This is a genomic window from Variovorax rhizosphaerae, from assembly GCF_037889975.1.
In the GTDB taxonomy this organism is placed as follows: domain Bacteria; phylum Pseudomonadota; class Gammaproteobacteria; order Burkholderiales; family Burkholderiaceae_C; genus Variovorax; species Variovorax rhizosphaerae.
On record NZ_JBBKZT010000013.1, the window covers coordinates 218,634 to 243,307 of the forward strand.

General features: G+C 64.6%; 23 protein-coding genes and 1 pseudogene. 19 read left to right on the forward strand and 5 right to left on the reverse strand.

Annotated features, from left to right (window positions below):
* Positions 1-23: 23 nt before the first annotated feature.
* Positions 24-746 (forward strand): annotated as a pseudogene (gene arsH / locus WKW82_RS26455) (arsenical resistance protein ArsH).
* 57 nt (positions 747-803) lie between these two features.
* On the opposite strand, the gene cadR reads toward arsH, so the two are convergent.
* A complete protein-coding gene (cadR, locus tag WKW82_RS26460; RefSeq protein ID WP_340345454.1) occupies positions 804-1,250 on the reverse strand; it encodes a Cd(II)/Pb(II)-responsive transcriptional regulator in 447 nt (148 codons plus the stop codon).
* Positions 1,251-1,310: 60 nt separating this feature from the next.
* On the opposite strand from cadR, the gene WKW82_RS26465 reads away from it, so the two are divergent.
* The 17 genes from WKW82_RS26465 to WKW82_RS26545 all read left to right on the forward strand — a co-directional run bounded on the left by WKW82_RS26465 (position 1,311) and on the right by WKW82_RS26545 (position 21,127).
* Positions 1,311-3,638 carry a heavy metal translocating P-type ATPase gene (locus WKW82_RS26465; RefSeq protein ID WP_340345455.1) on the forward strand — a complete coding sequence of 776 codons (2,328 nt, stop codon included), beginning with the start codon at positions 1,311-1,313 and terminating at the stop codon, positions 3,636-3,638.
* On the forward strand, positions 3,635-4,684 hold the full coding sequence (locus WKW82_RS26470; protein WP_340345456.1) for a DMT family transporter: 1,050 nt from the start codon (positions 3,635-3,637) through the stop codon (positions 4,682-4,684). Before WKW82_RS26465 ends, WKW82_RS26470 begins: the two co-directional genes overlap by 4 nt.
* A 75-nt stretch (positions 4,685-4,759) precedes the next feature.
* Positions 4,760-5,158, forward strand: a complete 399-nt coding sequence (locus WKW82_RS26475; protein ID WP_340345457.1) for a hypothetical protein — start codon at positions 4,760-4,762, stop codon at positions 5,156-5,158.
* Positions 5,159-5,249: 91 nt separating this feature from the next.
* Positions 5,250-6,536 (forward strand): TolC family protein, encoded by a 1,287-nt coding sequence (locus WKW82_RS26480; protein ID WP_340345459.1) that lies wholly within the window; start codon positions 5,250-5,252, stop codon positions 6,534-6,536.
* A gap of 17 nt (positions 6,537-6,553) precedes the next feature.
* Positions 6,554-8,152 carry an efflux RND transporter periplasmic adaptor subunit gene (locus tag WKW82_RS26485; protein ID WP_340345461.1) on the forward strand — a complete coding sequence of 533 codons (1,599 nt, stop codon included), beginning with the start codon at positions 6,554-6,556 and terminating at the stop codon, positions 8,150-8,152.
* Between the two features lie 13 nt (positions 8,153-8,165).
* The gene (locus WKW82_RS26490) at positions 8,166-8,507 is read left to right on the forward strand and encodes a P-II family nitrogen regulator (protein ID WP_340345462.1); all 342 of its coding nucleotides are present in this window, start codon (positions 8,166-8,168) and stop codon (positions 8,505-8,507) included.
* Positions 8,508-8,520: 13 nt separating this feature from the next.
* A complete protein-coding gene (locus tag WKW82_RS26495; protein ID WP_340345464.1) occupies positions 8,521-11,703 on the forward strand; it encodes an efflux RND transporter permease subunit in 3,183 nt (1,060 codons plus the stop codon).
* Between the two features lie 96 nt (positions 11,704-11,799).
* Entirely contained in the window at positions 11,800-12,414 is a 615-nt protein-coding gene (locus tag WKW82_RS26500) for a class I SAM-dependent methyltransferase (protein WP_340345466.1), read from the forward strand.
* 185 nt (positions 12,415-12,599) lie between these two features.
* Positions 12,600-12,989, forward strand: coding sequence for a DUF2946 family protein (locus tag WKW82_RS26505; protein WP_340345467.1), 390 nt, complete (start codon positions 12,600-12,602; stop codon positions 12,987-12,989).
* A 122-nt stretch (positions 12,990-13,111) separates the two neighbouring features.
* Positions 13,112-13,450 carry a hypothetical protein gene (locus tag WKW82_RS26510; protein ID WP_340345469.1) on the forward strand — a complete coding sequence of 113 codons (339 nt, stop codon included), beginning with the start codon at positions 13,112-13,114 and terminating at the stop codon, positions 13,448-13,450.
* Complete coding sequence (locus WKW82_RS26515) at positions 13,447-14,868, forward strand: TolC family protein (RefSeq protein ID WP_340345471.1); 1,422 nt, start codon at positions 13,447-13,449, stop codon at positions 14,866-14,868. The genes WKW82_RS26510 and WKW82_RS26515 overlap by 4 nt, the downstream gene beginning before the upstream one ends.
* 25 nt (positions 14,869-14,893) lie before the next feature.
* Complete coding sequence (locus WKW82_RS26520; RefSeq protein ID WP_340345472.1) at positions 14,894-16,306, forward strand: multicopper oxidase family protein; 1,413 nt, start codon at positions 14,894-14,896, stop codon at positions 16,304-16,306.
* Positions 16,307-16,338: 32 nt separating this feature from the next.
* Complete coding sequence (locus WKW82_RS26525; RefSeq protein ID WP_340345473.1) at positions 16,339-16,830, forward strand: cupredoxin domain-containing protein; 492 nt, start codon at positions 16,339-16,341, stop codon at positions 16,828-16,830.
* Positions 16,831-16,885: 55 nt separating this feature from the next.
* Entirely contained in the window at positions 16,886-17,218 is a 333-nt protein-coding gene (locus WKW82_RS26530) for a copper-binding protein (protein ID WP_340345474.1), read from the forward strand.
* 34 nt (positions 17,219-17,252) lie between these two features.
* A complete protein-coding gene (locus tag WKW82_RS26535; RefSeq protein ID WP_340345476.1) occupies positions 17,253-18,134 on the forward strand; it encodes a methyltransferase, TIGR04325 family in 882 nt (293 codons plus the stop codon).
* Positions 18,135-18,271: 137 nt separating this feature from the next.
* On the forward strand, positions 18,272-18,616 hold the full coding sequence (locus WKW82_RS26540) for a DUF305 domain-containing protein (RefSeq protein ID WP_340345478.1): 345 nt from the start codon (positions 18,272-18,274) through the stop codon (positions 18,614-18,616).
* A gap of 102 nt (positions 18,617-18,718) precedes the next feature.
* The gene (locus tag WKW82_RS26545; RefSeq protein WP_422823592.1) at positions 18,719-21,127 is read left to right on the forward strand and encodes a heavy metal translocating P-type ATPase; all 2,409 of its coding nucleotides are present in this window, start codon (positions 18,719-18,721) and stop codon (positions 21,125-21,127) included.
* A gap of 60 nt (positions 21,128-21,187) precedes the next feature.
* Here WKW82_RS26545 and WKW82_RS26550 read toward each other — a convergent pair whose 3' ends face one another.
* From WKW82_RS26550 to WKW82_RS26565, 4 genes are all read right to left on the reverse strand, one after another.
* Positions 21,188-22,423 (reverse strand): MFS transporter, encoded by a 1,236-nt coding sequence (locus WKW82_RS26550; protein WP_340345479.1) that lies wholly within the window; start codon positions 22,421-22,423, stop codon positions 21,188-21,190.
* Between the two features lie 71 nt (positions 22,424-22,494).
* Entirely contained in the window at positions 22,495-23,136 is a 642-nt protein-coding gene (locus tag WKW82_RS26555) for a methyltransferase family protein (RefSeq protein WP_340345480.1), read from the reverse strand.
* The gene (locus tag WKW82_RS26560) at positions 23,133-23,366 is read right to left on the reverse strand and encodes a DUF2933 domain-containing protein (RefSeq protein WP_340345481.1); all 234 of its coding nucleotides are present in this window, start codon (positions 23,364-23,366) and stop codon (positions 23,133-23,135) included. Before WKW82_RS26560 ends, WKW82_RS26555 begins: the two co-directional genes overlap by 4 nt.
* Positions 23,367-23,651: 285 nt before the next feature.
* Entirely contained in the window at positions 23,652-24,038 is a 387-nt protein-coding gene (locus tag WKW82_RS26565) for a hypothetical protein (RefSeq protein WP_340345483.1), read from the reverse strand.
* 198 nt (positions 24,039-24,236) lie between these two features.
* Between WKW82_RS26565 and WKW82_RS26570 the strand changes: the two genes are divergently transcribed.
* On the forward strand, positions 24,237-24,620 hold the full coding sequence (locus tag WKW82_RS26570) for a hypothetical protein (protein WP_340345484.1): 384 nt from the start codon (positions 24,237-24,239) through the stop codon (positions 24,618-24,620).
* Positions 24,621-24,674: the final 54 nt, after the last annotated feature.

Sequence of the window (24,674 nt, forward strand, 5' to 3'; positions counted from 1 at the left end):
TCCACAACCCGGATTGCAGTGCCATGTCCCCCACGACGCTTGGCCTGCCCAACATCGACGCGGCCCTGTTCGACCGGCCGACAGCGAATCGCCTTGTCAACCCGACGCCAGCCCAGCACGCGCCGCGCTTCCTGATGCTGTATGGCTCGCTGCGCGAGCGCTCGTACTCCAGGTTGCTGACCGAAGAAGCGGCAAGGCTGCTGGAATCGATGGGTGGCGAGGTGCGAATCTTCGACCCGACGGGTCTTCCCCTTCCCGACAGCGCGCCCGATGATCACCCGAAGGTCCGCGAATTGCGTGATCTCGCGCAATGAGCCGAAGGCATGGTCTGGTGCTCGCCCGAACGGCACGGCTCGATGACCGGCATCATGAAAGCGCAGATCGACTGGATTCCGCTGAGCATGGGTGCGGTTCGTCCCACGCAGGGCAAGACGCTGGCGGTCATGCAGGTTTCCGGGGGATCGCAGTCTTTCAACGCGGTCAACCAGTTGAGGGTGCTCGGCCGCTGGATGCGCATGATCACGATCCCGAACCAGTCCTCGGTCGCGAAGGCCTTCCTCGAATTCGATGAGGCCGGCCGGATGAAACCTTCTTCCTACTACGAGCGCGTGGTCGACGTGATGGAAGAGCTCTTCAAATTCACGCTGCTCACGCGGGACGTCTCTTCGTACCTGGTCGATCGCTACAGCGAGCGCCGCGAAAGCGCCGAGGAACTGTCGAAACGGGTGAACCAGCACTCCATCTGAGCGATGCGCAAAGCAGCGGCGCGAGGGCGTGGCATCGCCTTCGCGCTCACACGCCCATCAATGCGTCCCGTGAACGTGCCGTCGGCCGGTTGCTCTCGCCAACACGGCCGGTGAATCGCTGGACAGCTCCTTGAGGATGCCGCAGCTGGAAGCGGCATTCGCGTCGCTGCACTGCTCGCGGAGCGACTTCAGCAGCTTTTCCAGGACCCGCAGTTCACGGATGCGCTGCGCCACGTGGCCGATGTGGTCGTCCAGCAGTTCGTTGACGCCCACGCAGTTGTCCTCCGGCGAATCCTTGAAGCGCAACAGGGAGCGGATCTCGTCGAGCGCCATGTCCAGCGAGCGGCAATGGCGGATGAAGGTCAAGCGCTCGACGTGTTCCGGGCCATAGGAGCGGTAGTTGTTCTCCTTGCGCTCGGGCGCCGGAAGGAGCTTTTCCCGCTCGTAGAACCGGATGGTTTCCACGGGCGTGTCAGTGGCTTGGGCCAGTTCACCGATCTTCATGTGGACCTCTTCCAGAAAAGGCTTGACTCTATACCGGCTACAGGGTTTCCAATAGACCTAATGACAAAGACCCCGACAGACATCCTCCCGCTCAACCCCGCTCCCGACAGTTGCGCGGCAGACGCGTGTTGCGCCCCTGCCATTGCGCTTGCCCCGCCCGTCGAGGCTCGCGAAGGCGACGCATGCTGCGCGTCGCCCGCCGCCGCCCCCGGCCCGGCGCGCGCCGCGCCCGCCGGTGCCACCGTTTTGCGCATTCCGGCCATGGATTGCGCGGTGGAGGAAAGCGACATCCGTCGCGCGCTCGACAAGGTGCCCGGCATCCGGAGTCTCAACTTCCAGCTCGGTGCACGCACAGTTGCCATCAGTGCGCCGGACGATGTCGTTGCCCTTGCGGTCAAGGCCATCAAGAGCGCCGGGTATGACTCCGCGCCGCTACCTGCCGGCGGCCCCGCCGCCGATGCGCCTGCGGGCGCCCATGCCGGGGACGATCACGACGCGCACGACGACCATGGCCATGGCACCGGCGTGAAGCGCCTGGCGGCGGCCCTCGTGCTCGCGATCGGCGCCGAAGGCCTGCATTACATCGCCGGCGATGTCCCGGCCATGAAATATCTGGGCCTGGCCCTCGCGGCACTGGCGATCTGGTTGTCCGGCGTCGAGACCTATACCAAGGGCATCAAGGCCCTGATGCGCGGCCGGCTCAATATCAATGCGCTGATGAGCGTGGCTGTGACCGGCGCCTTCATCATCGGCCAGTGGCCCGAAGCCGCGATGGTGATGGCCCTGTACGCCATCGCTGAATTGATCGAGGCGAGAGCCGCCGACCGGGCGCGCAACGCGATCAAGGGCCTGGTGGCGCTCGCGCCGGAAGAAGCCGACGTGCTGCAAGCCGACAAGAGCTGGAAGGCAGTCCCCTCGAACAGCGTCTCGCTCGAAGCCATCGTGCGCATCCGGCCCGGCGAGCGCGTGCCGCTGGACGGCGTGATCACCGAAGGCCGCAGCGCCGTCAACCAGGCGCCCGTCACCGGGGAAAGCCTGCCAGTCGACCGCACTATCGGTGACCCGGTCTTTGCGGGCACTATTAACGAAACGGGCGAACTCCAGTTCCGCGTGACGGCAGCCGCATCCAACACCACCCTCGCGCGGATCATCCATGCCGTCGAGGAAGCGCAAGGCACGCGCGCACCGACACAACGTTTCGTCGACCGGTTCGCTGCGATCTACACGCCTGCTGTCTTCGTTCTAGCGCTGGCCGTCGCCTTGTTGAGCCCGTGGCTGGCGGGCCTGGAATGGCTCGACGCGATCTACAAGGCCCTGGTGCTGCTCGTCGTGGCCTGCCCCTGCGCGCTGGTCATCTCGACGCCGGTGACGGTGGTGAGCGCCCTGGCCGCCGCCGCGCGGCGCGGCATCCTCATCAAGGGTGGCACCTACCTGGAAGAGGCCCGCAAGCTGAAGGCGATCGCGCTCGACAAGACCGGCACGATCACCGAGGGAAAGCCCAGGCTCGTCGAGTGGAAGTCGCTGCGTGAAGGCGAGGATGCCGGCCCGATCTCCCGCATCGCCATGAGCCTGGCGGACCGATCGGACCATCCCGTCTCGAAGGCGATTGCGCAGGGGCTGTCGTTGCCGGTGAGCGCCGTGTCTTCCTTCGCCGCCCTGGCCGGTCGTGGCACGCAAGGCGAGGTCGGCGGTCGCACCTACGTGCTGGGCAACCATCGCCTGATCGAGGAGCGCAAGCAATGCTCGCCCGACATCGAGGCCGTCCTGAAGGCGCATGAGGAACAAGGCCGCACAGTGACCTTGCTGGCCGACGCCGACGGCGTGCTGGCCATCTTCGCGGTGGCCGACACCATCAAGGACTCGTCGCGCGAGGCCATTGCCGAACTGAAGGCGCTGGGCGTGGCGCCAGTGATGCTGACGGGCGACAACGTCGCTACTGCGAGAACCATCGCGGCACAAGCCGGCATCGATGAAGTACGCGGCAACCTGCTGCCGGAAGACAAGCTCGCCGAGATCAAGAGCCTCAAGGACCGGCACGGCATGACCGGCATGACCGGCGACGGCATCAACGATGCGCCGGCGCTGGCCCAATCCGACATCGGCTTCGCCATGGGCGGCATGGGCACCGACATTGCGATGGAAGCCGCCGACGTCGTGGTGATGAACGACGACCTGCGCCGCATCCCCGAGACGATTCGCCTTTCCCGCAGGACGCACAGCGTGCTGATGCAGAACATCTCGCTCGCGTTGGGCATCAAGGCCGTGTTCATGGTGCTGGCGATCTTCGGCACGGCGACCATGTGGATGGCCGTGTTCGCCGACATGGGCGCGACCTTGCTCGTTGTGGCGAACGGGCTTCGCCTGATGAAGGTCAAGGCAAAGGCATGACAGAAACCGGCCTGCATCGGGGAGTCATCGCCGCATTGGGCGCGGCGGTGCTCTTTGGCGCGGGCACGCCGCTTGCCAAGCTGCTGCTTTCGCATGCCAGTCCATGGATGCTGGCCGGACTGCTCTATCTCGGATCGGGACTCGGGCTGTGGCTGTGGCGTTCGGTGTCGCGGTCGCCCAGGGTCGTGATCCAGCCCGGCGAAGCGAAATGGCTCGGCGGCGCCGTGGTGGCGGGTGGGCTGGTCGGCCCGCTGCTGTTGATGACAGGCTTGTCCGGCATGGCGGCCACCGATGCTTCTCTTCTCCTCAATGCAGAAGGCGTGTTCACCGCGTTGCTGGCCTGGTTCGCATTCAGGGAAAACTTCGACAGGCAGATCGCCCTCGGCATGCTGGCCATCGTGGCCGGCGCCGTCGTGCTGAGTCGGCCTGGCGAGGCGCGCGTGGGTGCCCTCTGGCCGTCGCTGGCCGTGCTCGGCGCGTGCGCGGCCTGGGCGCTGGACAACAACCTGACGCGCAAGGTGTCGGGCATGGATGCGTCGTTCATCGCGATGACGAAGGGCCTGGCCGCCGGCGCCACGAACCTGGCTGTCGCGCTCGCCTTCGGGGCGAAGCTGCCCTCCGTGGCGGTGCTCTCCGGTGCCGCCGTGCTGGGACTGCTGAGCTACGGCACGAGCCTGGTGCTCTTCGTCATTGCGTTGCGCCACCTGGGCACGGCTCGCACGGGCGCGTATTTCTCGGTGGCGCCATTTTTTGGTGCGGTGCTCTCGATCATGCTGCTGGGAGAGCCGGTGACCCTGGAGCTGATCGTTGCGAGCGCCTTGATGGCCTTTGGCGTCTGGTTGCACATTCGGGAACGCCACGTCCATCCTCATGTGCATGAGCCGATGGAGCACGAACACGCACACACGCACGACGAGCATCACCGCCACCACGCCGATGGCGTGCATGCCAACGTCCGGCACTCCCACTGGCACCGGCATGAACCGCTGGAACATGCTCATGCGCACCATCCCGACATCCATCATCGCCATGACCATCCGCACTGAAGCTGTCCGCATGGCCCCGCGCTGCGTAAGCCTTCGCGGCGGGCCGTCCTTCGGTCATTGCTAGACTTCCCACCCATGCGCCGCCTGCTGCTCGTCTTTCTGATGCTGCTGATGCCGCTCCAGTCCGTCTGGAGTGCGGCGGCGTCCGTCTGCGCGCACGAGCAGGTCAATGCGGCTACACGCCATTTCGGTCATCACGATCCGCATCACGGCGACGTCGCGACAGCCAAGGCATCGCCCGATGCCACAGGCGACGAGCAAGCCGGCGAGCAGGGCGTGATCAAGGCCATGGACACCGATCATCACCACGCGCTGAGCGTGAACCCGGTGCCCCACATTCCCTTGCTGGTGCCCCCGCTTGTTGGCGCCCAGCGCGATCCCCCAAGCCCTGTCGATTCATTCCACAGTGCCTTGATTGCCTCCCTTGAGCGTCCTCCCAAAGCCTCCGAAGACTCCCTTCGGCAGGGCTTCTGAGGCGGCGCGCGATCTCGACAACCATTCACGAAAGACGCACACCCGCCTCGCCTTGCCGAATTCCCTCGTCCAGTGACCAACGGAGAATTCGATGCGCAGGTTTGTGTTGCCGTTCGCGGCGGCGTTTCTCGTGGTGCCCGGGGCCTTTGCCCAAGGGACACCTTCCCCCTCTTTTTCGCCACCGCCTGAGGCGGCCAAGGCCGGCAACGCGCAGGCCCGTCCGCCGCTGACGCTGGCTGCCGCTGTCAATCTGGCGATGGCCCTCAATCCGGAGCTGGCCGCCGCCAGCCTGGAAGTGGACGCGGTCGCCGGCGCGCGACTGCAAGCCGAGGCGCGGCCCAATCCGGAACTTGCCTTCCTGCTGGAGGACACGCGCCAGGCCACGCGCACCACCACCTTGCAGATCAACCAGCCGATCGAGCTTGGCGGCAAGCGCGATGCGCGCATTGCCGCGGCCGACCGCGGCAGCGATGTGGCGCGACTTGAACTGCAAACGCGTCGGCGAGGGGTGCGTGCGGCGGTGGCCACGGCGTACTTCGACCTGCTCGCAGTGCAGGAGCGGGTGCGCGTGGCCGAGGCCGCGCTCGCCGTCGTGCAACGCTCGTCCCTTGCGGCGACGCAGCGGGTGGCGGCCGGCAAGGTCTCGCCGGTGGAAGAGACGAAAGCGCGCGTGGCCGAGGCCGGCGTGCGCATCGAACTCACGCAGGTGCGCAGCGAGGAAATCGGTGCGCGTTCGCGGCTGGCGACCGCGATCGGCCAGCCCATCGACGGCTATGCGCTTGATGGCTCGCTCGTCGCACTGCCGCCGATGCCCTCCGACGAGACGTTTCGCAGCAAGATGGAGAACGCCCCGGCCGTGAACCGTGCCGAACTCGAGGTGGCGCGCCGCACGGCGCTGACGGCGGTCGAGAACTCGCGCAAGTTTTCGGATGTCACGGTCAGCCTGGGCGGCAAGCGCAACAACGAACTCGGCCTGAACCAGGCCGTCATCGGCGTGTCGGTGCCGCTTCCGCTGTTCGATCGCAACCAGGGCAACATCCTCGAGGCCTTGCGCCGCGAGGACAAGGCCCGCGAAGAAGCCAACGCGACCCGCGCCATCGTGCGCAGCGAGGCCACTCAGGTCCGCGAGCGTTTGCTGGCGGCTCGTACCGAGGCCATCGCCCTCGGCGCCGATGTGCTGCCTGGCGCGCAGAGCGCGTTCGACGCTTCCACTCGCGGGTTCGAACTAGGCAAGTTCAGCTTCCTGGAAGTGCTCGATGCCCAGCGCACGCTCTTGCAGGCGCGCACGCAGTACCTGCGCGCACTGGCCGAAGCGCATCGCGCGGCGGCCGACCTGAACCGAATCCTCGGCGTCGATGCGATGCCGGCCACCCCCTGAATCGCGGAGCAGCTTCCATGAACAACACCCCACCCAAAAAGCAATGGATCGCGATCGTCGCGGTGCTCGTGATCACCGCCGTTCTGGGCGCATTGATCCTGCGCGACAAGAAGCCCGCAAACGGCGGCGACGGACACGGCCATGCGGAGGCGAGTCACGGCGAAGAGCACAAGGACGAGCACGGAGAAAAGGACGGGCATTCTGAAAAGGACGGCCATGTTGAAAAAGACGGGCATTCTGAAAAGGAAGAGCACGCTCAAGAGGCAGCACCGGCACCCACCAAGGGCCCGCATGGCGGCAAGCTGCTGAAGGACGGCAACTACGCGGTCGAGGTCACCATCTTCGAAACCGGTCGGGAACCCCAGTTCAGGCTCTACACCTATGTCGACGGCAAGCCCGTCGACCCCGCGCAAAGCCAGGTCCAGTTGACGATCGAACGTCTCGGCCAGCCGCCCCAGGCCTTTGCTCTGGCCAAGGAGGGCGACTACCTGGCGGGGAACGCGACCGTCGACGAACCTCATTCGTTCAAGGTGAACGTGACCGCCACCCATGCGGGCAAGACGCATCAGATGGGCTACGAGCAGGTCGAGGCCCGCGTGACCATGACGGACGCGCAGATGAAAGCGGCGGGCGTGGACCTGGGCACCGCCGGCCCGGCGCTGATCGGCAGCACACTGCGACTGACCGGCGAGGTGAAATACAACAGCGACCGCACGGTGCAGGTGGTGCCGCGACTGGCTGCGCTGGTCGAGGAGGTCAAGGCCAGCGCAGGCGATGCCGTTCGCAAGGGCCAGGTGCTGGCCGTCCTCAGCAGCCAGGGCCTGTCCGATCAACGCGCCGAACTGCTGGCCGCGCAACGCCGCCTCTCGCTCGCACGCACGACCTACGAACGCGAGCGCAAGCTCTGGGAAGAAAGGATCTCCGCCGAGCAGGACATGCTGCAAGCCCGCGCAGCGATGGAGGAAGCCTCCATTGCCGTGCAGAGCGCGCAGAACAAGCTCGCGTCGCTGGGTGGCGTCGCCGCAAGCGGCAGCCTCACCCGCTACGAACTGCGCTCGCCGATCGATGGCATCGTCACTGAAAAGCGGCTGTCGCTTGGTGAGTCGGTGAAGGAAGACAGTGCTGTCTTCACCGTCTCCGACCTGTCGACCGTTTGGGTCGAGGCCGCCGTGGGTGTGCGTGATCTCGGCAGCGTCGTCACCGGCCTGCCGGTGGTGGTCAAGGCCAACGCCTTCGAGGCGCAAGCCAACGCGAAGATCAACTACATGAGCGCGCTCGTCGGCGAACAGACGCGCAATGCCGTGGCGCGCATCGTGCTCGCCAATCCCAAGGGCATCTGGCGGCCCGGCTTGCCCGTCACGGTCGACGTGCTCATCGAGGAGAAGCAGGTCGCGGTCGCGGTGGCGGCCGATGCGGTACAGGACCTGCGCGACTGGAAGGTGGTGTTCGGCCGTTACGGCACGGCGCTGGAGGCGCGGCCGCTGGAGCTTGGCATCAGCGATGGCAAGCACGTCGAAGTGCGCGCCGGCTTGCGCGCCGGGGAGAACTATGCCCGGACCAACAGCTTCGTGGTCAAGGCCGAACTGGGCAAGGCTGGCGCAAGCCACGACCACTGAAGGGGGCAATCACATGAAACAAATCACCGCGGTCATTCGCCCCCACCGCCTCGACGCCGTCGAGGCCGCCCTGCACGGGCTTGCACATCTGCCCGGCTTCACGGTATTCCCGGCGTTCGGCCATCCACGAGGGCATGGCCACCAGCATCGCTACGCAGACGACGAGTGGAAGCCCGATGGGCATCAGCAACTCGTCCTGCTCGTGATGTGCGCCGATGCGGATGCACAGGGCGTCGTCGACGCCATCGCAACCGTTGCCCGCACCGGCCAACCGGGCGACGGCATCGTCGGCGTGACCGAGCTTGTCGATGTCGTGCGCATCCGCACGGGTGAACGCGCCGACGAAGCGCTCTGAGGCACGACCCAACATGTTTGAACGAATCATCCGTTTTGCCATCGACCAGCGATGGCTGGTCATGCTCGCCGTGCTCGGCATGGTCGGCCTGGGCATCTTCAACTACCAGCGGCTGCCGATCGACGCGGTGCCCGACATCACCAACGTGCAGGTGCAGATCAACACCGAGGCACCGGGCTACTCGCCGCTCGAGGCCGAGCAGCGCGTGACCTTCCCGATCGAGACGGCCATGGCGGGCCTGCCCCGGCTGGAACACACGCGTTCCATCTCGCGCTACGGACTGTCGCAAGTCACCGTCGTCTTCAAGGAGGGCACGGACATCTACTTCGCGCGCCAGTTGGTCGGCGAGCGCCTGCAGGAGGCGCGCAGCAAGCTGCCCGGTGGGCTGTCGCCCGCCATGGGCCCCATCGCCACCGGCCTTGGCGAGATCTACATGTGGACCGTGGAGGCCGAGCCGGGCGCGCGCAAGCCCGATGGCAGCGCGTGGACGCCCATGGACCTGCGCGAGATCCAAGACTGGGTCATCAAGCCGCAGTTGCGCACCGTGCCGGGGGTGACGGAGATCAACACCATCGGCGGCTACGCCAAGGAGTTTCAAGTGGCGCCGCTGCCGGACCGGCTCGTGGCGCATGGCCTGGCCATCCCCGACCTGATCGATGCGCTGGAACGCAACAACGCCAACGTCGGCGCGGGCTACATCGAACGCCGCGGCGAGCAATACCTGATCCGAGCGCCGGGCCAAGTCAGCGGACTGGAGGACATTGCCAACGTCGTGGTCGCCACGGTCAAGGGCGTGCCGGTGCGCATCCGCGATGTGGCCGAGGTCGGGCTGGGCAAGGAACTGCGCACGGGCGCGGCCACGGAGAATGGAAGCGAAGTGGTGCTCGGCACCGTCTTCATGCTGCTGGGCGAGAATAGCCGCGACGTGTCCACCGCGGTGGACAAGCGGCTGAAGGACATCAACAAGAGCCTGCCCAAGGGCATCGTCGCCAAGACCGTCTACGACCGGACCGTGCTCGTGGAAAAGGCGATCAAGACGGTGCAGAAGAACCTGGTGGAAGGCGCGCTGCTGGTCATCGCCATCCTGTTCTTCTTCCTGGGCAACATCCGCGCGGCCATCATCACCGCGACGGTGATTCCGCTGGCGATGCTCTTCACCTTCACGGGCATGGTCAGCAACAAGGTCAGCGCCAACCTCATGAGCCTGGGGGCGCTGGACTTCGGCATCATCATCGACGGGGCGGTGGTCATCGTCGAGAACTGCATCCGGCGGCTCTCGCATGCGCAGGCGACGCTGGGCCGGACCCTGACGCGCAACGAGCGCTTCCACGAGGTCTTCGCGGCGTCGAAGGAATCGCGGCGTGCGCTGATGTTCGGGCAGCTCATCATCATGGTGGTCTACCTGCCGATCTTCGCGCTCACCGGCGTCGAAGGGAAGATGTTCCATCCGATGGCGTTCACCGTGGTGATCGCGCTGGTGGGGGCCATGATCCTGTCGATCACCTTCGTGCCCGCCGCCGTGGCCTTGTTCGTGACGGGCAAGGTCAGCGAGAAGGATGGTCGGCTGATGGCGTGGGCCAAGCGCGGCTATGCGCCGGCGTTCGACTGGGTGATGACGCGCAAACCGCTCGTACTGACCGCGGCCGCTGCCTGCGTGCTGCTGTCTGGCTTGCTGGCCACCCGCATGGGCAGCGAGTTCATCCCCAGCCTGGACGAAGGAGACATTGCACTGCATGCCTTGCGTATTCCGGGCACGAGCCTCACGCAAGCCATCGGCATGCAGACGCAGCTCGAGAAAGTCATCAAGGAGTTCCCCGAGGTCGACACCACCTTTGCCAAGCTCGGCACGGCGGAGATCGCGACCGACCCGATGCCGCCGAACGTGGCCGACAACTTCGTGATGCTCAAGCCCCGCGACCAATGGCCCGACCCGGGTCGCAGCAAGGAAGACCTGGTCTCGGCCATGCAGGAGGCCGTGAGCAAGGTGCCGGGCAACAACTACGAGTTCACGCAGCCGATCCAGATGCGCTTCAACGAACTGATCTCCGGCGTGCGCAGCGACGTGGCGGTGAAGGTGTTCGGCGACGGCATGGATGAGATGAACGAGAGCGCCGAACGCATCTCCAAGGTGCTCGAGGGCATTCCCGGGGCGGCGGATGTGAAGGTGGAGCAGACCACCGGCCTGCCGATGCTGACGCTGCACATCGACCGCGACAAGGTGTCGCGGCTCGGGCTCAACGTCTCCGACATCCAGGAGAGCGTGTCCGCCGCACTCGGCGGCAAGGATGCGGGGGCAGTGTTCGAAGGCGACCGGCGTTTCGACATCCTGGTTCGCCTGCCCGATGCGATGCGCAGCGACATCGAGGCGATCAAGCGCCTGCCCGTGCGTCTGCCCGCGCCCGAGAACGGCGGTGCGCGAAGCTTCGTGCGGCTTGGCGACGTAGCCACGATCGAGTCGGCCCCGGGTCCGAACCAGATCAGCCGTGAAGACGGGAAGCGGCGCGTAGTGGTCACGGCCAACGTGCGGGGACGCGACATCGGCAGCTTCGTGAACGAGGCGCAGCAGAAGATCAACGAGGAAGTGAAGGTGCCCAGCGGCTACTGGACGCAATGGGGCGGCACCTTCGAGCAATTGCAGTCGGCGAGCAAGCGGCTGCAAGTGGTCGTGCCGGTGGCGCTGTTGCTGGTCTTCACGCTGCTGTTCGTGATGTTCGGCAACGTGAAGGACGGGCTGCTGGTGTTCACCGGCGTGCCGTTCGCATTGACGGGTGGCGTGGTGGCCTTGTGGTTGCGGGACATCCCGTTGTCGATCTCCGCCGGCGTGGGATTCATCGCGCTGTCGGGCGTGGCGGTGCTCAACGGACTGGTGATGATTTCGTACATCCGCAGCCTGCGCGAGGACGGCATGCCGCTCGACGAGTCGATCCGCGAAGGCGCATTGACGCGGCTGCGGCCCGTGCTCATGACCGCGCTGGTCGCATCGCTGGGCTTTGTGCCGATGGCGATTGCCGTGGGGACGGGTGCGGAAGTGCAGCGGCCGTTGGCGACGGTGGTGATCGGCGGCATCATGTCTTCCACGGCCCTGACGCTGTTGGTGCTTCCGTTGCTGTATCGGCTGGCGCATGGACGATCGGCACAGCGTGCGTCGATCCAGCCGCGCGGCATGCCCGCCGCGGACGCGGCAACGGGCGGCTGATGCGACGCCGGGACGAGGCCGTCTCGGCGTACAACGCCGGTTCGCGCCTCGCCATTGACGAGTACGATGGTTTTCGCATTCTTGAGGAGTTCACGCATGAACGATCAATCGCACTGGGACCGCGTCTACACGACGCGATCCTCGCAAGAAGTGAGTTGGTTCCAGCCGCATGCGCAGCAATCGCTCGACCTGATTCGACGCGTCTCGGGCGACCGGCCAAGCCATGTGATCGACGTTGGAGGCGGTGCCTCCACGCTGGTGGACGACTTGCTGCAACTCGATCGCTTTGACGTCAGCGTGCTGGACATTTCGTCCGCCGCGCTCGACGTTGCGCGCCAACGGCTCGGGGCCTCGGCCAGCCGGGTGCACTGGCTGGTGGGCGATATCACCCGGGCGACGCTACCGGCCAAAGCTTTCGACATCTGGCATGACCGTGCCGTGTTCCACTTCCTGATCGACCCCGCTCAGCGCGAAGCCTACGTCTCTCAGGTCCGACGGGCCGTGCGTCCCGGCGGACACGTGATCGTTGCAGCCTTCGGTCCCGATGGGCCGCCGCAATGCAGTGGCTTGCCGGTGATGCGGTATGCGCCCGGCGCATTGCATGCCGAATTTGGCGGTGCCTTCGAGCTGCTCGAGCACATGACCGAGTTCCACCACACACCGGGCGGGGCGATCCAGCAGTTCGTGTATTGCCACTGCCTCATGCACTGAGTGAGGCCAACGCCACCGCTCGCGGCCTGCTTGCCGGTCACGTTTCCCCCTCGACCATTGCAGTCATTGGTATCGCTTGACCTTGCCATAGTGGCAAGGTTGATACTCCCCCCTCACTTCAGCATTTCGCTGAATTGCGTTCAGAGTGCCCTTGCAAGCACCGCTACGACGAATACCATATCGACATGTCGCTGATTCGAGCGTTACTTGTTTGGGCTGTCATGCTCGCGGTCCCCTTTCAAGGGTTCGCGGCTGCGTCCATGCTGTACTGCGCCACGACGGAAACGCCGCTCAGCGAATCATTGGCGGCAGCGACTGCGGCGTCGCATGATCATCACGATCACTCGTCGGCGGCGCCAGAGGCCGGTCCGGGTCATGGCCATCATGATCATGACGCCAGCGATGACGGCAGTTCCCACAAGTGCGGCACCTGCGGCGCTTGCCATTCGGTGGCGCTGACCAGCACCCTCCCTGCGATACCGCCCGACGCCCTGCCGCCGGCGGATCTTGCGGAACCCATCATTGCCGTGGCCGAACTGCCGCCACGCGTCCTCGACAAACCTCCTCGCGCCTGAAGCGTTCGTGCACCCGTGACTTCGTCACGGGAACAGCCGCGAACGCCCCCTCATGTCCATCTTCGTCACGCCCGCTCGCGGGTGGCTTTGACGCGTTCCGTTCATGATTTTGCGAGGACTCGATGTTCAATTCATTGCCGGCCGCTTGGCTGGCCGCACCGCTTGCCGCCCTGGCGGTGGGCACGGCAGCGCAGCCCGCGCCTGACCCGGCCGGCGCGCCGCCTTCCGCCCCCCTGCCCGCGCCTCTGCCCTACGCCTCTGCCTTCGAGGGCTACCAGCCTTTCACTGACGAAAAACCGATTCCATGGCGCGAGGCCAACGAGACGGTCTATCGACGTGGCGGGTGGCGTGCCTACGCTAAAGAAGCTTCCGAACCAAAGGCACCGGAAGGCGAGCCGAAAGACCCGCATGCCGGGATGGGCCACGCGATGCCTATGCCGACGAACAAGGAGCGGCCATGAAGCGCGCCATGCGTCTCACTGGTGCGGCATTGGGCGTTGCGCTCCTGGCGGGATGCGCGACGGTCAGCATCGACGATGCCCTGCAGGAGACGAACAGCAATGCGAAGCAGTTCACCCAGGGCAAGCTGGAGATCAGTCGCACCCAGGAGCAGCGCGACCGCCGCCGCCAGCTGACGCAGGAGCTGTTATCGAAACCGCTGTCGCAAGACGACGCGGTGCAGGTAGCCCTTGCCAACAGCCCCGCCGTGCAAGCGCTGCTCGCCGAGAGCTGGGCGGACATTGCGTCGGCCAACCAGACCGGCCGCCTCCCGAACCCGATCTTCAAGTTCGAGCGCATGCAGCTCAACAGCGAGCTGGAGATTGGACGCCTGCTGTCCGTCGGCCTGGTGGATGTCATCCTGTTGCCGCGCCGCCTTGCGATTTCGAAGAGCCAGGCGGATCTGGCCAAGGTCCAGCTCACCAGCACGGTCGTTGACCAGGTGACGCAGGTCAGGCAAAGCTGGATCCGTGCGGTGGCAGCGCAGCAGTCCTTGCAGTATTCGCGGCAGGTCGATGAATCCGCGCAGGCCAGTGCGGAACTGGCGCGGCGCATGCAACTCATCGGCAACTTCAGCAAGCTGCAGCGCGCCCGCCAGCAGGTCTTCTATGCAGATGCGACAACGCAGCTTGCCTCGGCGCAACACGCGGCCACCTCCACGCGCGAAGAGCTGATACGGGCCTTGGGTCTGGACGACGCGCAGGCGGCAAAGCTCGTGCTGCCCGAGCGCCTTCCGGATCTCCCCAAGGCGCCACGCGAAGCCGCCCAGGTCGCCGCCACGGCGACCGAACAACGACTGGACGTCCAACTCGCCAAGGTCCAGCTCGACGTTGCGGCCAGGTCGCAAGGCATCAACCTGCTGACGACCTTCACCGACATCGAAGTGGGTGGCCGAAGGGACACCGTGTTCGACAACGCCGGCGGCACCAGCAGCACGCGGCGCGGCTACGAAATCGACATACGGCTTCCGCTGTTCGACTGGGGCACGGCGCAACGCGAGGCGATGAACGCCCAAGCGATAGCCGCGGCGAACCGCTATGACGCCACGACGCGAGGGGCGTCTTCGCAATTGCGCGAGAGCTACTCGGCATACCGCACGGCCTACGACATCGCGCGGCACTACCGCGACGAAGTTGTGCCGCTGCGCCAGGCGATGGCCGACGAAAACGTCCTTCGTTACAACGGGATGCTCATCGGCGTCTTCGAACTCCTGGCCGACGCACGCGACCAGGTCACCAGCGTGATGAACGCCATCAATGCCCAGCAGCAGTTCTGGCTCGCGGACGCGGCGCTGGCGGCGACCGTGATCGGCAAGCCGACCATGTCACCTGCCTCGATGGCCGCAACGGGCGCCAGCGCGGCGGCTGCCCCCGCGCATTGAACAGGCATCTCCACAAGACAACGACATGAACAACAGACGCAACTTCCTGAGCGGCGCGGGGGCCATCACCGGCGCCCTCGCAGCCGCAACCGTGAGCAAGGTGGCCATGACCGCGCTGCCCGAGCCGATGCTGCAGAACAAGCCCGACACGATGGCCCCATTGATGCCGCTAACCGGCCGCCCCTACAACCCGGTCATCACGCTCAATGGCTGGACCCTGCCTTGGCGCATGAACAGCGGGGTGAAGGAATTCCACCTTGTGGCGGAGCCGGTCGTGCGCGAAATGGCACCCGGATTCAAGGCCCATCTCTGGGGGTACAACGGCCAGTCGCCCGGCCCGACCATCGAGGTGGTCGAAGGCGACCGGGTTCGAATCTTCGTCACCAACAAGCTGCCCGAGCACACCAGCATCCACTGGCACGGACAGCGCCTTCCCAATGGCATGGACGGCGTGACGGGACTCACGCAACCCGCGATCCAGCCCGGCAAGACCTTCGTCTACGAATTCGTGGCCCGGCGCCCGGGCACCTTCATGTACCACCCGCATGCCGACGAAATGACGCAAATGGCGATGGGAATGATGGGTTCCTGGGTGACGCACCCCAAGGGCGAGCACCCGCTCATCGACAAGGTCGACCGCGACTTCGTGTTCCTGCTCAATTCCTACGACATCGAGCCCGGCAGCGCCACGCCAAAGATCATGACGATGCTGGACTTCAACCTGTGGTCGTGGAACAGCCGCGTGTTTCCCGGCATCGACTCGCTCAACGTGCGGCAGAACGACAAGGTACGTATCCGCGTCGGAAACCTGACGATGACCAATCATCCGATGCACCTGCACGGCCATGAATTCCAGGTCACAGGCACCGATGGCGGCCCGACGCCGCGCAGCGCGCGCTGGCCGGAGGTCACCACCGACGTGGCTGTCGGCCAGATGCGGCAGTTCGAGTTCCTCGCCGACGAAGAGGGTGACTGGGCTTTCCATTGTCACAAGAGCCATCACACGATGAACGCGATGGGCCACGATGTGCCCACCATGATCGGCGTCGACCACAAGGACGTCGCGAAGAAGATCACGCGCCTCATCCCCGACTACATGGTCATGGGCGAACGCGGCATGGCCGACATGGGCGAGATGGAGATGCCCATCCCCGACAACACCGCGCGAATGATGTCCGGCAGGGGCCCCTTCGGTTCTGTCGAGATGGGCGGCATGTTCAGCGTCGTCAAGGTCCGCAAGGGCCAGAAGACCGGCGATTACAGCAACCCGGGATGGTTCAAGCATCCCAAGGGCACGGTGGCGTACGAATTGGCGGGCGATGCGCCAGACGCACCGCGAGTCCAGGGCGCGGGCGCGGCAGCACTGCCCGCCGAAAACATGCCTGCGCAAAACATCGAAGTGCAGGTCCGAAAGCCCACAGGCCATTCCGGCCACTGATTTATTTCAACCTCAACCAAAGGAATACATCCATGAACACCATTCGTTCCAGCGCAATGCTCGCACTGGCGCTCCTTGCGAGCAGCAACGTTTTCGCCACCGGCAACCACGCAGGCGGCCACGGCCACGATGACGAAGGCAACATCGGCAAGCCGGGCGTCGCCGCCAAGGCCACGCGCACCGTCAACGTCGACATGAGCGACACGATGCGCTTCACACCAGCCGACATCAGCGTCAAGCAGAACGAGACGGTTCGCTTCCTCATCAGGAACTCTGGCGCGCTGACGCATGAACTGGTGTTGGGCACCGAGAAGGAGCTCAAGGAGCACTACGAGGTCATGAAGAAGAACCCCGAGATGAAACACGCCGATCCGAACATGGTGACGCTTGCGCCAGGCAAGAGCGGCGAGATCGTGTGGCAGTTCACCAAGGCCGGCAAGGTCGACTTCGCATGCCTCCAACCCGGTCACTACGACGCAGGGATGAAAGGCGCTGTGAACGTCACGAAGGCCGTCGCCAAGTAGCGCTGCAAGCCGGCTCCCTCCAAACATCTTCTTGATAGCTCACAAGGACACTTCCATGATCAACACCCGCATCGCAATTACCTCGGTCATCGCCGCATTCGTCTTCGTCGGCGCTGCCCACGCCCAATCCACTCCCGTCGCACCGACGCAGGCAAGCGCCTCGGCGGATCTGTCCGAGGGCGAGATCCGCAAGGTCGACAAGGACAACAAGAAGCTGACGATCAAGCACGGCCCGCTCAAGAACCTCGACATGCCTGGCATGACCATGGTTTTCAGCGTGAGCGACGAGGCCGTGCTCGACAAGCTTCAGGTTGGAGAGAAGGTCCGGTTCAGGGCCGAGAAGCTCAACGATGCGATCACCGTGACCCGTATCGAAGCGGCTCGGTGATCGCTCCTTCGATGACAACCAGACAGGTGCAACGATGACCCTGCTCAGCTTTGCTCGACACCTGCGCGAAGTGATGAACGGCCCGCTGGTTCGTCCAGCGCTCATCTATCTGAAGCAAAAGGAATTCTTCACACCCGTTGCCGCGGCCAACTGCTTCGGGGTGTTCGACTCCTTCGACGCGGCGCGTGCATGGCTTCCGCCGAACGAGGAGTTCGACCACTCGTCGCTTGCAAAGGAATACGTCGAGGACCGCACTCAACATGTGTTCGCCTATGACTACCCGGTGATGTGGTGGCTCGAACGCGCCTTCAATGATGGCGCCACGAGCTTGTTCGACATCGGCGGCTCAGTTGGTGTTCACTACTACGCTTACCGACACTATTTCAAGATGCCTGCCGACCTCCTGTGGGTGGTCGCCGAAGTGCCGGCGATGGTGGCGATCGGCCGCGATCTCGCGCAGAAGAACCAGGTCACGGCCTTGCAATTCACGGAGAACCTCGAGGGCGGAACAGACGCCTCCGTGTGGCTCTCGGCAGGCGCGTTCCACTACTTGGATGTACGGTTCGACCAACTGCTCCTCAAGTCCTCCGCCCGGCCACGACATATCCTGCTGAACAAGCTCCCGCTCTACGACGGCGAGGACTTCGTCACGACGCAGAATCTCGGGGACGGTTGCTTCGCGCCAACGCACGTCTACAACCGCGCGCGTTTCATCAGGGAGATCGAGGCGCTGGGCTACACGTGCGTGGACGCATGGAAAGTTCTCGAACGCTCCTTGCACATCCCGGGCCATGAGGAGCGATCCATCGCGGCCTTCACCGGGCTTTACTTCTCCCGTTCGTCGTCGCCCGCCACTGGCGACGCAGGCGAAGTCGGCAAGCCGGTCCCACTCCCCCCAACCAAGGAAGCCTCATGAAGAACTCACAGACCGTGAACAAGGTCGAGCTTGCTCAATAGGCAATTTCGTCCCATGCGCTCGCCCGCCTGCCCAAACGTGAAGGCCATGTGCACTATGTGCGCCGACCTCTGCGCCACCTCAACCAAGGAAGACCAATGACCTCCTCACGAAGCAAATCTATCGGTGCGATCGCCTTGGCGAGCGCGATCTTTTCAGGAGCAGCCTACGCGCAGGCGCCTGCGGCGCCCCCTGTTTCGGGCGGCATGAAGCAGTCAATGATGGCGGGCATGGACATGATGCAAAAGATGCCCATGTCGGGCGACACCGACAAGGACTTCGCAATGATGATGAAGATGCATCACGAGCAAGCGGTTCAGATGGCCCAAGCCGAGTTGGAGGCGGGTAAGTCGCAAGAGATGAAGGCGATGGCGAGGAAGATCATCTCGGCGCAGAAGAAGGAGATCGCCGAGTTTGAGCGCTGGCTTGCCAAGTCAAAGTGACCACCTGGACGGCTCCAGCGCGCGAGGGGCGGTCGCGTCTCGGCACGCACGTCCGCTCGCGTCCCCCGAAGGCCGACGCATTCGCTGAAGGAATTTCCGATGATGGACTCAGATACTGCTCTGCCGGACCGCCCGGAACACCCCGGTCGGGCGCCCACGGCATCCCCACCGAGCACCGCGCACCACATGTCGTTGACGCCCTCTGCCGTCGATTCGGTCGAACTGAGGGATCCGGTCTGCGGGATGGCTGTCACCGATCGCTCCCCGCACGCGGTCCAGCTCGTGGACCGCCCGGTCTACTTTTGCAGCGCAGGCTGCATGGCCAAGTTCATTGCGGACCCGGCCCGCTACGAGCCCGCTGAATTGCCTGCGAGCGAGCAAGTGCAACCCACCGAAGTCTCGACAGCGCCGGGCACGGTCTTCACATGCCCGATGCACCCGGAGATTCGCCAGGACCATCCGGGCAACTGCCCCAAATGCGGAATGAGCCTCGAGCCAGAGACGCCAACGCTCGACGAAGGCGAGGACCCGGAACTGCGCAACTTCAAGCTGCGCTTCCTCTGGACTTTGCCATTGACAGTCGTCGTCACTTTTCTCGCGATGGCGGGCCATCGCTTGCAGTGGTTCGACATGGCGACGCAAAGCTGGATCGAACTGGCCCTCAGCTTGCCGATCGTCCTCTGGGCCGGCTGGCCATTTTTTGAACGCGCTGTGCAATCGGTGGTGCATCGCAGTCCGAACATGTGGACGCTGATCGGGCTGGGCACGTCAGCGGCATTCGTCTACAGCGTTGCCGCAACGGTGGCTCCCAAGGCGTTCCCCGCCACCTTCCAATCGATGGGGCGCGTGGCGGTCTACTTCGAGGCGGCCGCCGTGATCATTTCGCTCACGCTGCTCGGTCAAATCCTGGAACTTAAGGCGCGTTCGCAGACTTCGGCGGCGATCAAGTCTCTTTTGGGTCTTGCCCCGAAGACCGCGCGCAGGATCAATGCCGACGGCGGCGAAGAGGACATACCGCTCACCCATGTTCACGTCGGCGACAAGCTGCGCGTGCGCCCCGGCGAAAAGATTCCGGTCGATGGCGTGGTGGTGGAAGGCGCAAGCGCGGTCGACGAATCCATGCTGACCGGCGAGCCCTTGCCCGTGAGCAAGCGGGCCGGCGACAAGCTCATTGGCGCCACCCTCAACACGAGCGGTGCCCTGGTCATGCAATCCGAACGGGTGGGCTCGCAGACGGTGCTTGCCAGCATCGTCCAGATGGTGCTTCAGGCCCAGCGCTCCCGGGCGCCGATGCAGCGCATGGCCGATCACGTGGCAGGCTACTTCGTCATGGCCGTGATCGGTGTCGCCGCGCTCTCGTTCCTGGCGTGGGGCTTGTTCGGTCCACAGCCAAGCTGGGTCTACGGTTTGATCAACGCCGTGGCGGTGTTGATCATTGCCTGTCCATGCGCGCTGGGACTCGCCACGCCGATGTCGATCATGGTGGCCACCGGCAAGGCCGCGACGCGGGGCATTTTGTTTCGCGACGCCGCGGCCATTGAGAACTTGCGCAAGGTCGATACGCTCATCGTCGACAAGACCGGCACGCTGACGGAGGGCAAGCCGCGGTTCGAACGCGCCATTGGCGTCGGCGGTTTCGGCGAGGAGGAAGTGCTTCGCACGGCCGCGAGCCTCGATCAGGGGAGCGAGCATCCGCTGGCGGATGCAATCGTGCGGGCGGCACGCGAGCGCAAGCTGGAACTGGACACGCAGGATGGCTTTGAATCCAGCAGCGGCATCGGTGTCACCGGCGGCGTGAACGGCAGGAAGGCGGCGCTTGGAAATTCCGCCTTGATGGCACAGCTCGGTGTGGATGTCGAGACGCTCAAGCCCCAGGCCGAGGTGTTGCGCGCCGAAGGGGCGAGCGTGATGTTCCTTGCGATCGACGGGCATCTGGCGGGGCTGTTGGCCGTGTCCGATCCGATCAAAGGCACGACGTCGGAAGCCCTCGGCGCCTTGAGGGCCCACGGCATGCGGGTCATCATGGCGACCGGCGACGGGTTGACCACCGCGAAGTCCGTCGCCGCCAGGCTCGGCATCGACGAAGTGCACGGCGAAGTGAAGCCCGCGGACAAGCTCGCGCTCGTGACACGACTCCAAGGTGAAGGCTGCATCGTCGCCATGGCCGGCGACGGCATCAACGACGCGCCCGCGCTTGCCAAGGCCGACGTGGGTGTTGCCATGGGAACCGGTACGGACGTCGCCATGAACAGTGCGCAGGTGACGCTGGTCAAGGGCGATCTGCGAGGCATCGCGCAGGCGCGCGTCATCTCGGAGCAGACGATCGCCAACATGAAGCAGAACCTGGGCTTCGCCTTCTTCTACAACGCCCTTGGCGTACCGCTCGCGGCGGGAGTGCTTTACCCCCTGACGGGTTGGCTCCTGTCGCCGATGATTGCCGCGCTGGCGATGAGCCTGAGTTCTGTTTCCGTCATCTTCAATGCCCTGCGACTGCGCCGGGTAGAGAGCTGACTGCCAAGGCACCGGAACAAGGCTCGCGCTCGCCGCGTCGCATCCCGCCGGGACGCGTGTCTACCCATTTCGTCCTACAGCTTTGGCCGCTGACGGCCGCCACCCCAGGCCCACCAGGGCCAGCGCGCAAAAGGCAGCGCCGGCATGGAAGGTCGCGGATGCGCCGAGCCAGTCCCACAGCAAGCCGGCGATCATGCTGGCGACCAGCATGGCAAGGCCGCTGACCAGGTTGAAGAAGCCGAAGGCCGTGCCCCGCAGGTCCGCTGGCGCGGCATTCGCCACCATGGCGGACAACAGGCCTTGCGTCATCCCCATGTGGACGCCCCAGAGCACGACGCCGGCCAGCACCACGCCCCAGTGATTGCTGGCGGCCAGAACCAGGTCGGCCGCGATCAGTACGGCGAGGCCGAAGGCCAACATCCGAGTGTGGCTCGTGCGGTCGGACAGTTTGCCGAACGGATAGGCCGACAACGCATAGACCAGGTTCATCGCGACCATCACGAGCGGCACCAGTGCCATCGGAATGCCGCCTTGCTCGGCTCGCAGCACCAGGAATGCCTCGCTGAATCGGGCCAGCGTGAACATCGCGCCGATAAGCACCACCCACCAGTACGCGGCGCCGAGGCGCCTCAGGTTCTCACGGCGGATCGGGTTGATGCGCTTCTCGACTTGTTGATGCGCCGGCTCCTGCAGTCCGAACGCGAGCAGCGCGACGGCCATCAATCCGGGGATCACCGCGACCCAGAACACGGCCCTGAAATCATTGGCCCAGAGCAGCATCAAGCCGACGGCCAGCAGCGGCCCGAGAAAGGCCCCGAGGGTGTCGATCGACTGGCGCAGGCCGAAGGCTGCGCCGCGCAGATGCAAGGGCGTGATGTCGGCGACCAGGGCATCGCGCGGGGCCCCGCGAATCCCTTTGCCGACCCGGTCCAGCAACCGCGCCGTCAGCACGATGCCCAGGGTGGGGGCGAGCGCGAAAAGCGGCTTGGTCAGCGCACCCAGGGCGTAGCCAAACAGAGTCAGGCCCTTGCGCTTGCCGAGATAGTCGCTCAGCGTTCCCGAGAACACCTTGACGACCAGCGCCGTGGCCTCGGCCAGCCCTTCGATCAGCCCGACCGCGAAGGCGCTGGCCCCGAGGGTGGAGACCATGAACAGCGGCAGCAGGCTGTGGATCATTTCCGAGGAAATGTCCATCAGCATGCTGACGAAGCCGAGGACCCAGACACCGCTCGGAATCTGACGCAGGATCGGGAGATCAGTCATCAACTCGAAGAGGCAGGCGTTGGTCGGCGTCATCGCTGTCTTTGCATGCGATGCGCGATGCTGACGCCGGATGAATCAAGGTTGACCTACGTGTCCTAGGCATTTCAACGGCAATCGCCATGAAGGGCAGGCAAAAACCGGGGGGTCGCGGCCGCATAGCTGCGCCAAGCCTCCCCTCGCTCACGAATCAATTCCTGCTCTTCGGATCTTGCAAGCCGGACGTACATCACAACCAACAGAGGGAGCAGCAACATTGAAGGCAGCGTTGGCCAGTAAAACAGCAAGCCGAGCATGATGATGATGAGGGCGCCATATTGAGGATGCCTGATCCGGCGATACGGGCCGGTCGACGCGATCTCTTCGCGTCGCTGGGCGCGCTGCAACGCGTGCCATGCCATGGCCAGAAGCAGGAAGCCTGCGAACACAATCGCGAAGCTGAGGAAGCGCAAGGCGCCCATGTGCGGGTCGGAGGGACCCCACAGAAGCCACCAAAGGTGCCTCGCCTCGTGGCCGAACATGTCGACGTCCGGAAACGCGGCCGACAGCCATGCGCGGAAAAGAAAAATCGTGAGCGGAAAGCCGTAGACCTCGGCAAATAAAGCCGCGACGAATGCGGAGTAGGCGCCGAAGACCTTCCAGTCCGTCGCCGTAGAAGGCTTGAAGAAACTGTATGCGAATCCGACGAACACGCCCGTGTTCAAGAAGGCCAGGCTCCATTGCGCTTGGCCGCTGTCGACATCGTTCACAGATCGTCATCCGATGGATAGCGACCCTGACGGCCTCGTCGACGGTAGCGCCCATGGTGCATGACCTCGTGCATCAACGGACTGGCAACGATGAGCAGGAACGGAAGAATCCCGAACAGGTGGGCACCGTGTTCCGTGTACAGGAAGAACGCGCCGACAAGCGCCGCCACAAGAAAGGTGGCCGCGCCGGATGACCGCCAGAAGCTTGGATCATCATTCTGAAACCTCATTGCAACGCTCCGAACTGAAAATGGACAAAGGCAATGCGGCATGACAGCCCATCGCTTCGATCGTGTGTTGTTCGATCTGCCACCGAACTGGGTTCCGCGCAGTGAGGGGGAACTTTCGTCAGTGCCGATATGGAGCGCCGATTTGCTGGATACGCGGCGCTATCGAGTCGCTTTCCGTAAAACGGAAAGGGCACAGGCCAGCAAGGAAGCCAGCCGTCCGTATCACTGCCCCCGGCCATCGGGCGGACGTGTGAGTCCGACCGTGCGTAGCGGGGAATGCGATCTTCAGGTTGGCAGGGAGGGCGGACGCATCGGCCCGTCCAGATATGGCCACGGCTTCGCAAGCTCATCGTGGCTCGCGGGCGGCACGAGAGGGTGCGGCCCAAAATCAACCAGCAAGTCGCATTGCATCGCGATGGCGTTCAGGCATCCATCGAGGCTGACGTGCTGATGGGACTCGACCGAATGATCGCTTCCTATGGAGCCATCATCGTGATGATGATGAGGTGTCCCTTGCCAATGCAGCAGCGCGTGCTGCGCGCCTGAACGTGCTCCAACGAAATTGGAGAGATGGACGACCATGGAGAGTTGGCTGAATGCAAAAGCAAGCAACATCGCGAAAACGATTGCTCGTCGTCCCGATGCCAACCGCATGGCCAAGCGCGTACTCATTGTTGCATCTTAGGCCCAAGCTCCACCAATGAACAGATGGCGAAATCCGCCGCTGTGGTGTCCTTCACGGGTCGAGCCGTATCGGTGAGCCGCGTCAGTATGGGCAAGGCCCAAGCGCTGCGTTTCCGAAGTTCCGGCGTTTCGACCCCATTCGTCTTGCTTCAAGCGCCGGCACTGGCGCGCTAAACTCCCTCCACCATGACCCGCCGTCGCTCCATGCATCGTTGCGCCACCGCGTTCGTGGTGATGCTGTCGCTACTGTTTTCACAGATGGCGCTGGCTGCCTATGTCTGCCCCGGCATGGCGGACAGCCAAGGCATGGCAGAAACGATGGCCGCGGGCCAACCCTGCGAAGGCATGGACACCGAACAGCCGGTGCTGTGCCATCAGCACGCCAATGGCCCGTCGCTGTCATTCGAGCAGATCAAGGTTGCAACACCTTCGCTGCCAGCCATCGTTCAGGTGTTGGTGATGCCACTGGTGCTTGCGTCCCACGGGCACGACTTGCCGCCCCAAAGCGTTCCCGAGCTGCATCCTCCTCCCGATCCCGTTTTTCTCGCGACCCGCAGACTCCGAGTCTGAAATCTCCATCGACCGACCGGTGCTGGCGCGGCTTGTCCGCTTGCCGGCGAATAC

Excerpts from the sequence above, each read along its gene's own strand:
- WKW82_RS26470 (WP_340345456.1), top strand. The coding sequence starts at position 3,635 with ATGACAGAAACCGGCCTGCATCGGGGAGTCATCGCCGCATTGGGCGCG.
- WKW82_RS26520 (WP_340345472.1), top strand. The coding sequence starts at position 14,894 with ATGAACAACAGACGCAACTTCCTGAGCGGCGCGGGGGCCATCACCGGC.
- WKW82_RS26515 (WP_340345471.1), top strand. The coding sequence starts at position 13,447 with ATGAAGCGCGCCATGCGTCTCACTGGTGCGGCATTGGGCGTTGCGCTC.
- WKW82_RS26480 (WP_340345459.1), top strand. The coding sequence starts at position 5,250 with ATGCGCAGGTTTGTGTTGCCGTTCGCGGCGGCGTTTCTCGTGGTGCCC.
- WKW82_RS26545 (WP_422823592.1), top strand. The coding sequence starts at position 18,719 with ATGGACTCAGATACTGCTCTGCCGGACCGCCCGGAACACCCCGGTCGG.
- WKW82_RS26570 (WP_340345484.1), top strand. The coding sequence starts at position 24,237 with ATGACCCGCCGTCGCTCCATGCATCGTTGCGCCACCGCGTTCGTGGTG.
- WKW82_RS26550 (WP_340345479.1), bottom strand. The coding sequence starts at position 22,423 with ATGACGCCGACCAACGCCTGCCTCTTCGAGTTGATGACTGATCTCCCG.
- WKW82_RS26485 (WP_340345461.1), top strand. The coding sequence starts at position 6,554 with ATGAACAACACCCCACCCAAAAAGCAATGGATCGCGATCGTCGCGGTG.
- WKW82_RS26495 (WP_340345464.1), top strand. The coding sequence starts at position 8,521 with ATGTTTGAACGAATCATCCGTTTTGCCATCGACCAGCGATGGCTGGTC.
- WKW82_RS26505 (WP_340345467.1), top strand. The coding sequence starts at position 12,600 with ATGTCGCTGATTCGAGCGTTACTTGTTTGGGCTGTCATGCTCGCGGTC.
- WKW82_RS26465 (WP_340345455.1), top strand. The coding sequence starts at position 1,311 with ATGACAAAGACCCCGACAGACATCCTCCCGCTCAACCCCGCTCCCGAC.
- WKW82_RS26475 (WP_340345457.1), top strand. The coding sequence starts at position 4,760 with ATGCGCCGCCTGCTGCTCGTCTTTCTGATGCTGCTGATGCCGCTCCAG.
- WKW82_RS26535 (WP_340345476.1), top strand. The coding sequence starts at position 17,253 with ATGACCCTGCTCAGCTTTGCTCGACACCTGCGCGAAGTGATGAACGGC.
- WKW82_RS26540 (WP_340345478.1), top strand. The coding sequence starts at position 18,272 with ATGACCTCCTCACGAAGCAAATCTATCGGTGCGATCGCCTTGGCGAGC.
- WKW82_RS26560 (WP_340345481.1), bottom strand. The coding sequence starts at position 23,366 with ATGAGGTTTCAGAATGATGATCCAAGCTTCTGGCGGTCATCCGGCGCG.
- WKW82_RS26490 (WP_340345462.1), top strand. The coding sequence starts at position 8,166 with ATGAAACAAATCACCGCGGTCATTCGCCCCCACCGCCTCGACGCCGTC.
- WKW82_RS26510 (WP_340345469.1), top strand. The coding sequence starts at position 13,112 with ATGTTCAATTCATTGCCGGCCGCTTGGCTGGCCGCACCGCTTGCCGCC.
- WKW82_RS26525 (WP_340345473.1), top strand. The coding sequence starts at position 16,339 with ATGAACACCATTCGTTCCAGCGCAATGCTCGCACTGGCGCTCCTTGCG.
- cadR (WP_340345454.1), bottom strand. The coding sequence starts at position 1,250 with ATGAAGATCGGTGAACTGGCCCAAGCCACTGACACGCCCGTGGAAACC.
- WKW82_RS26530 (WP_340345474.1), top strand. The coding sequence starts at position 16,886 with ATGATCAACACCCGCATCGCAATTACCTCGGTCATCGCCGCATTCGTC.
- WKW82_RS26500 (WP_340345466.1), top strand. The coding sequence starts at position 11,800 with ATGAACGATCAATCGCACTGGGACCGCGTCTACACGACGCGATCCTCG.
- WKW82_RS26565 (WP_340345483.1), bottom strand. The coding sequence starts at position 24,038 with ATGAGTACGCGCTTGGCCATGCGGTTGGCATCGGGACGACGAGCAATC.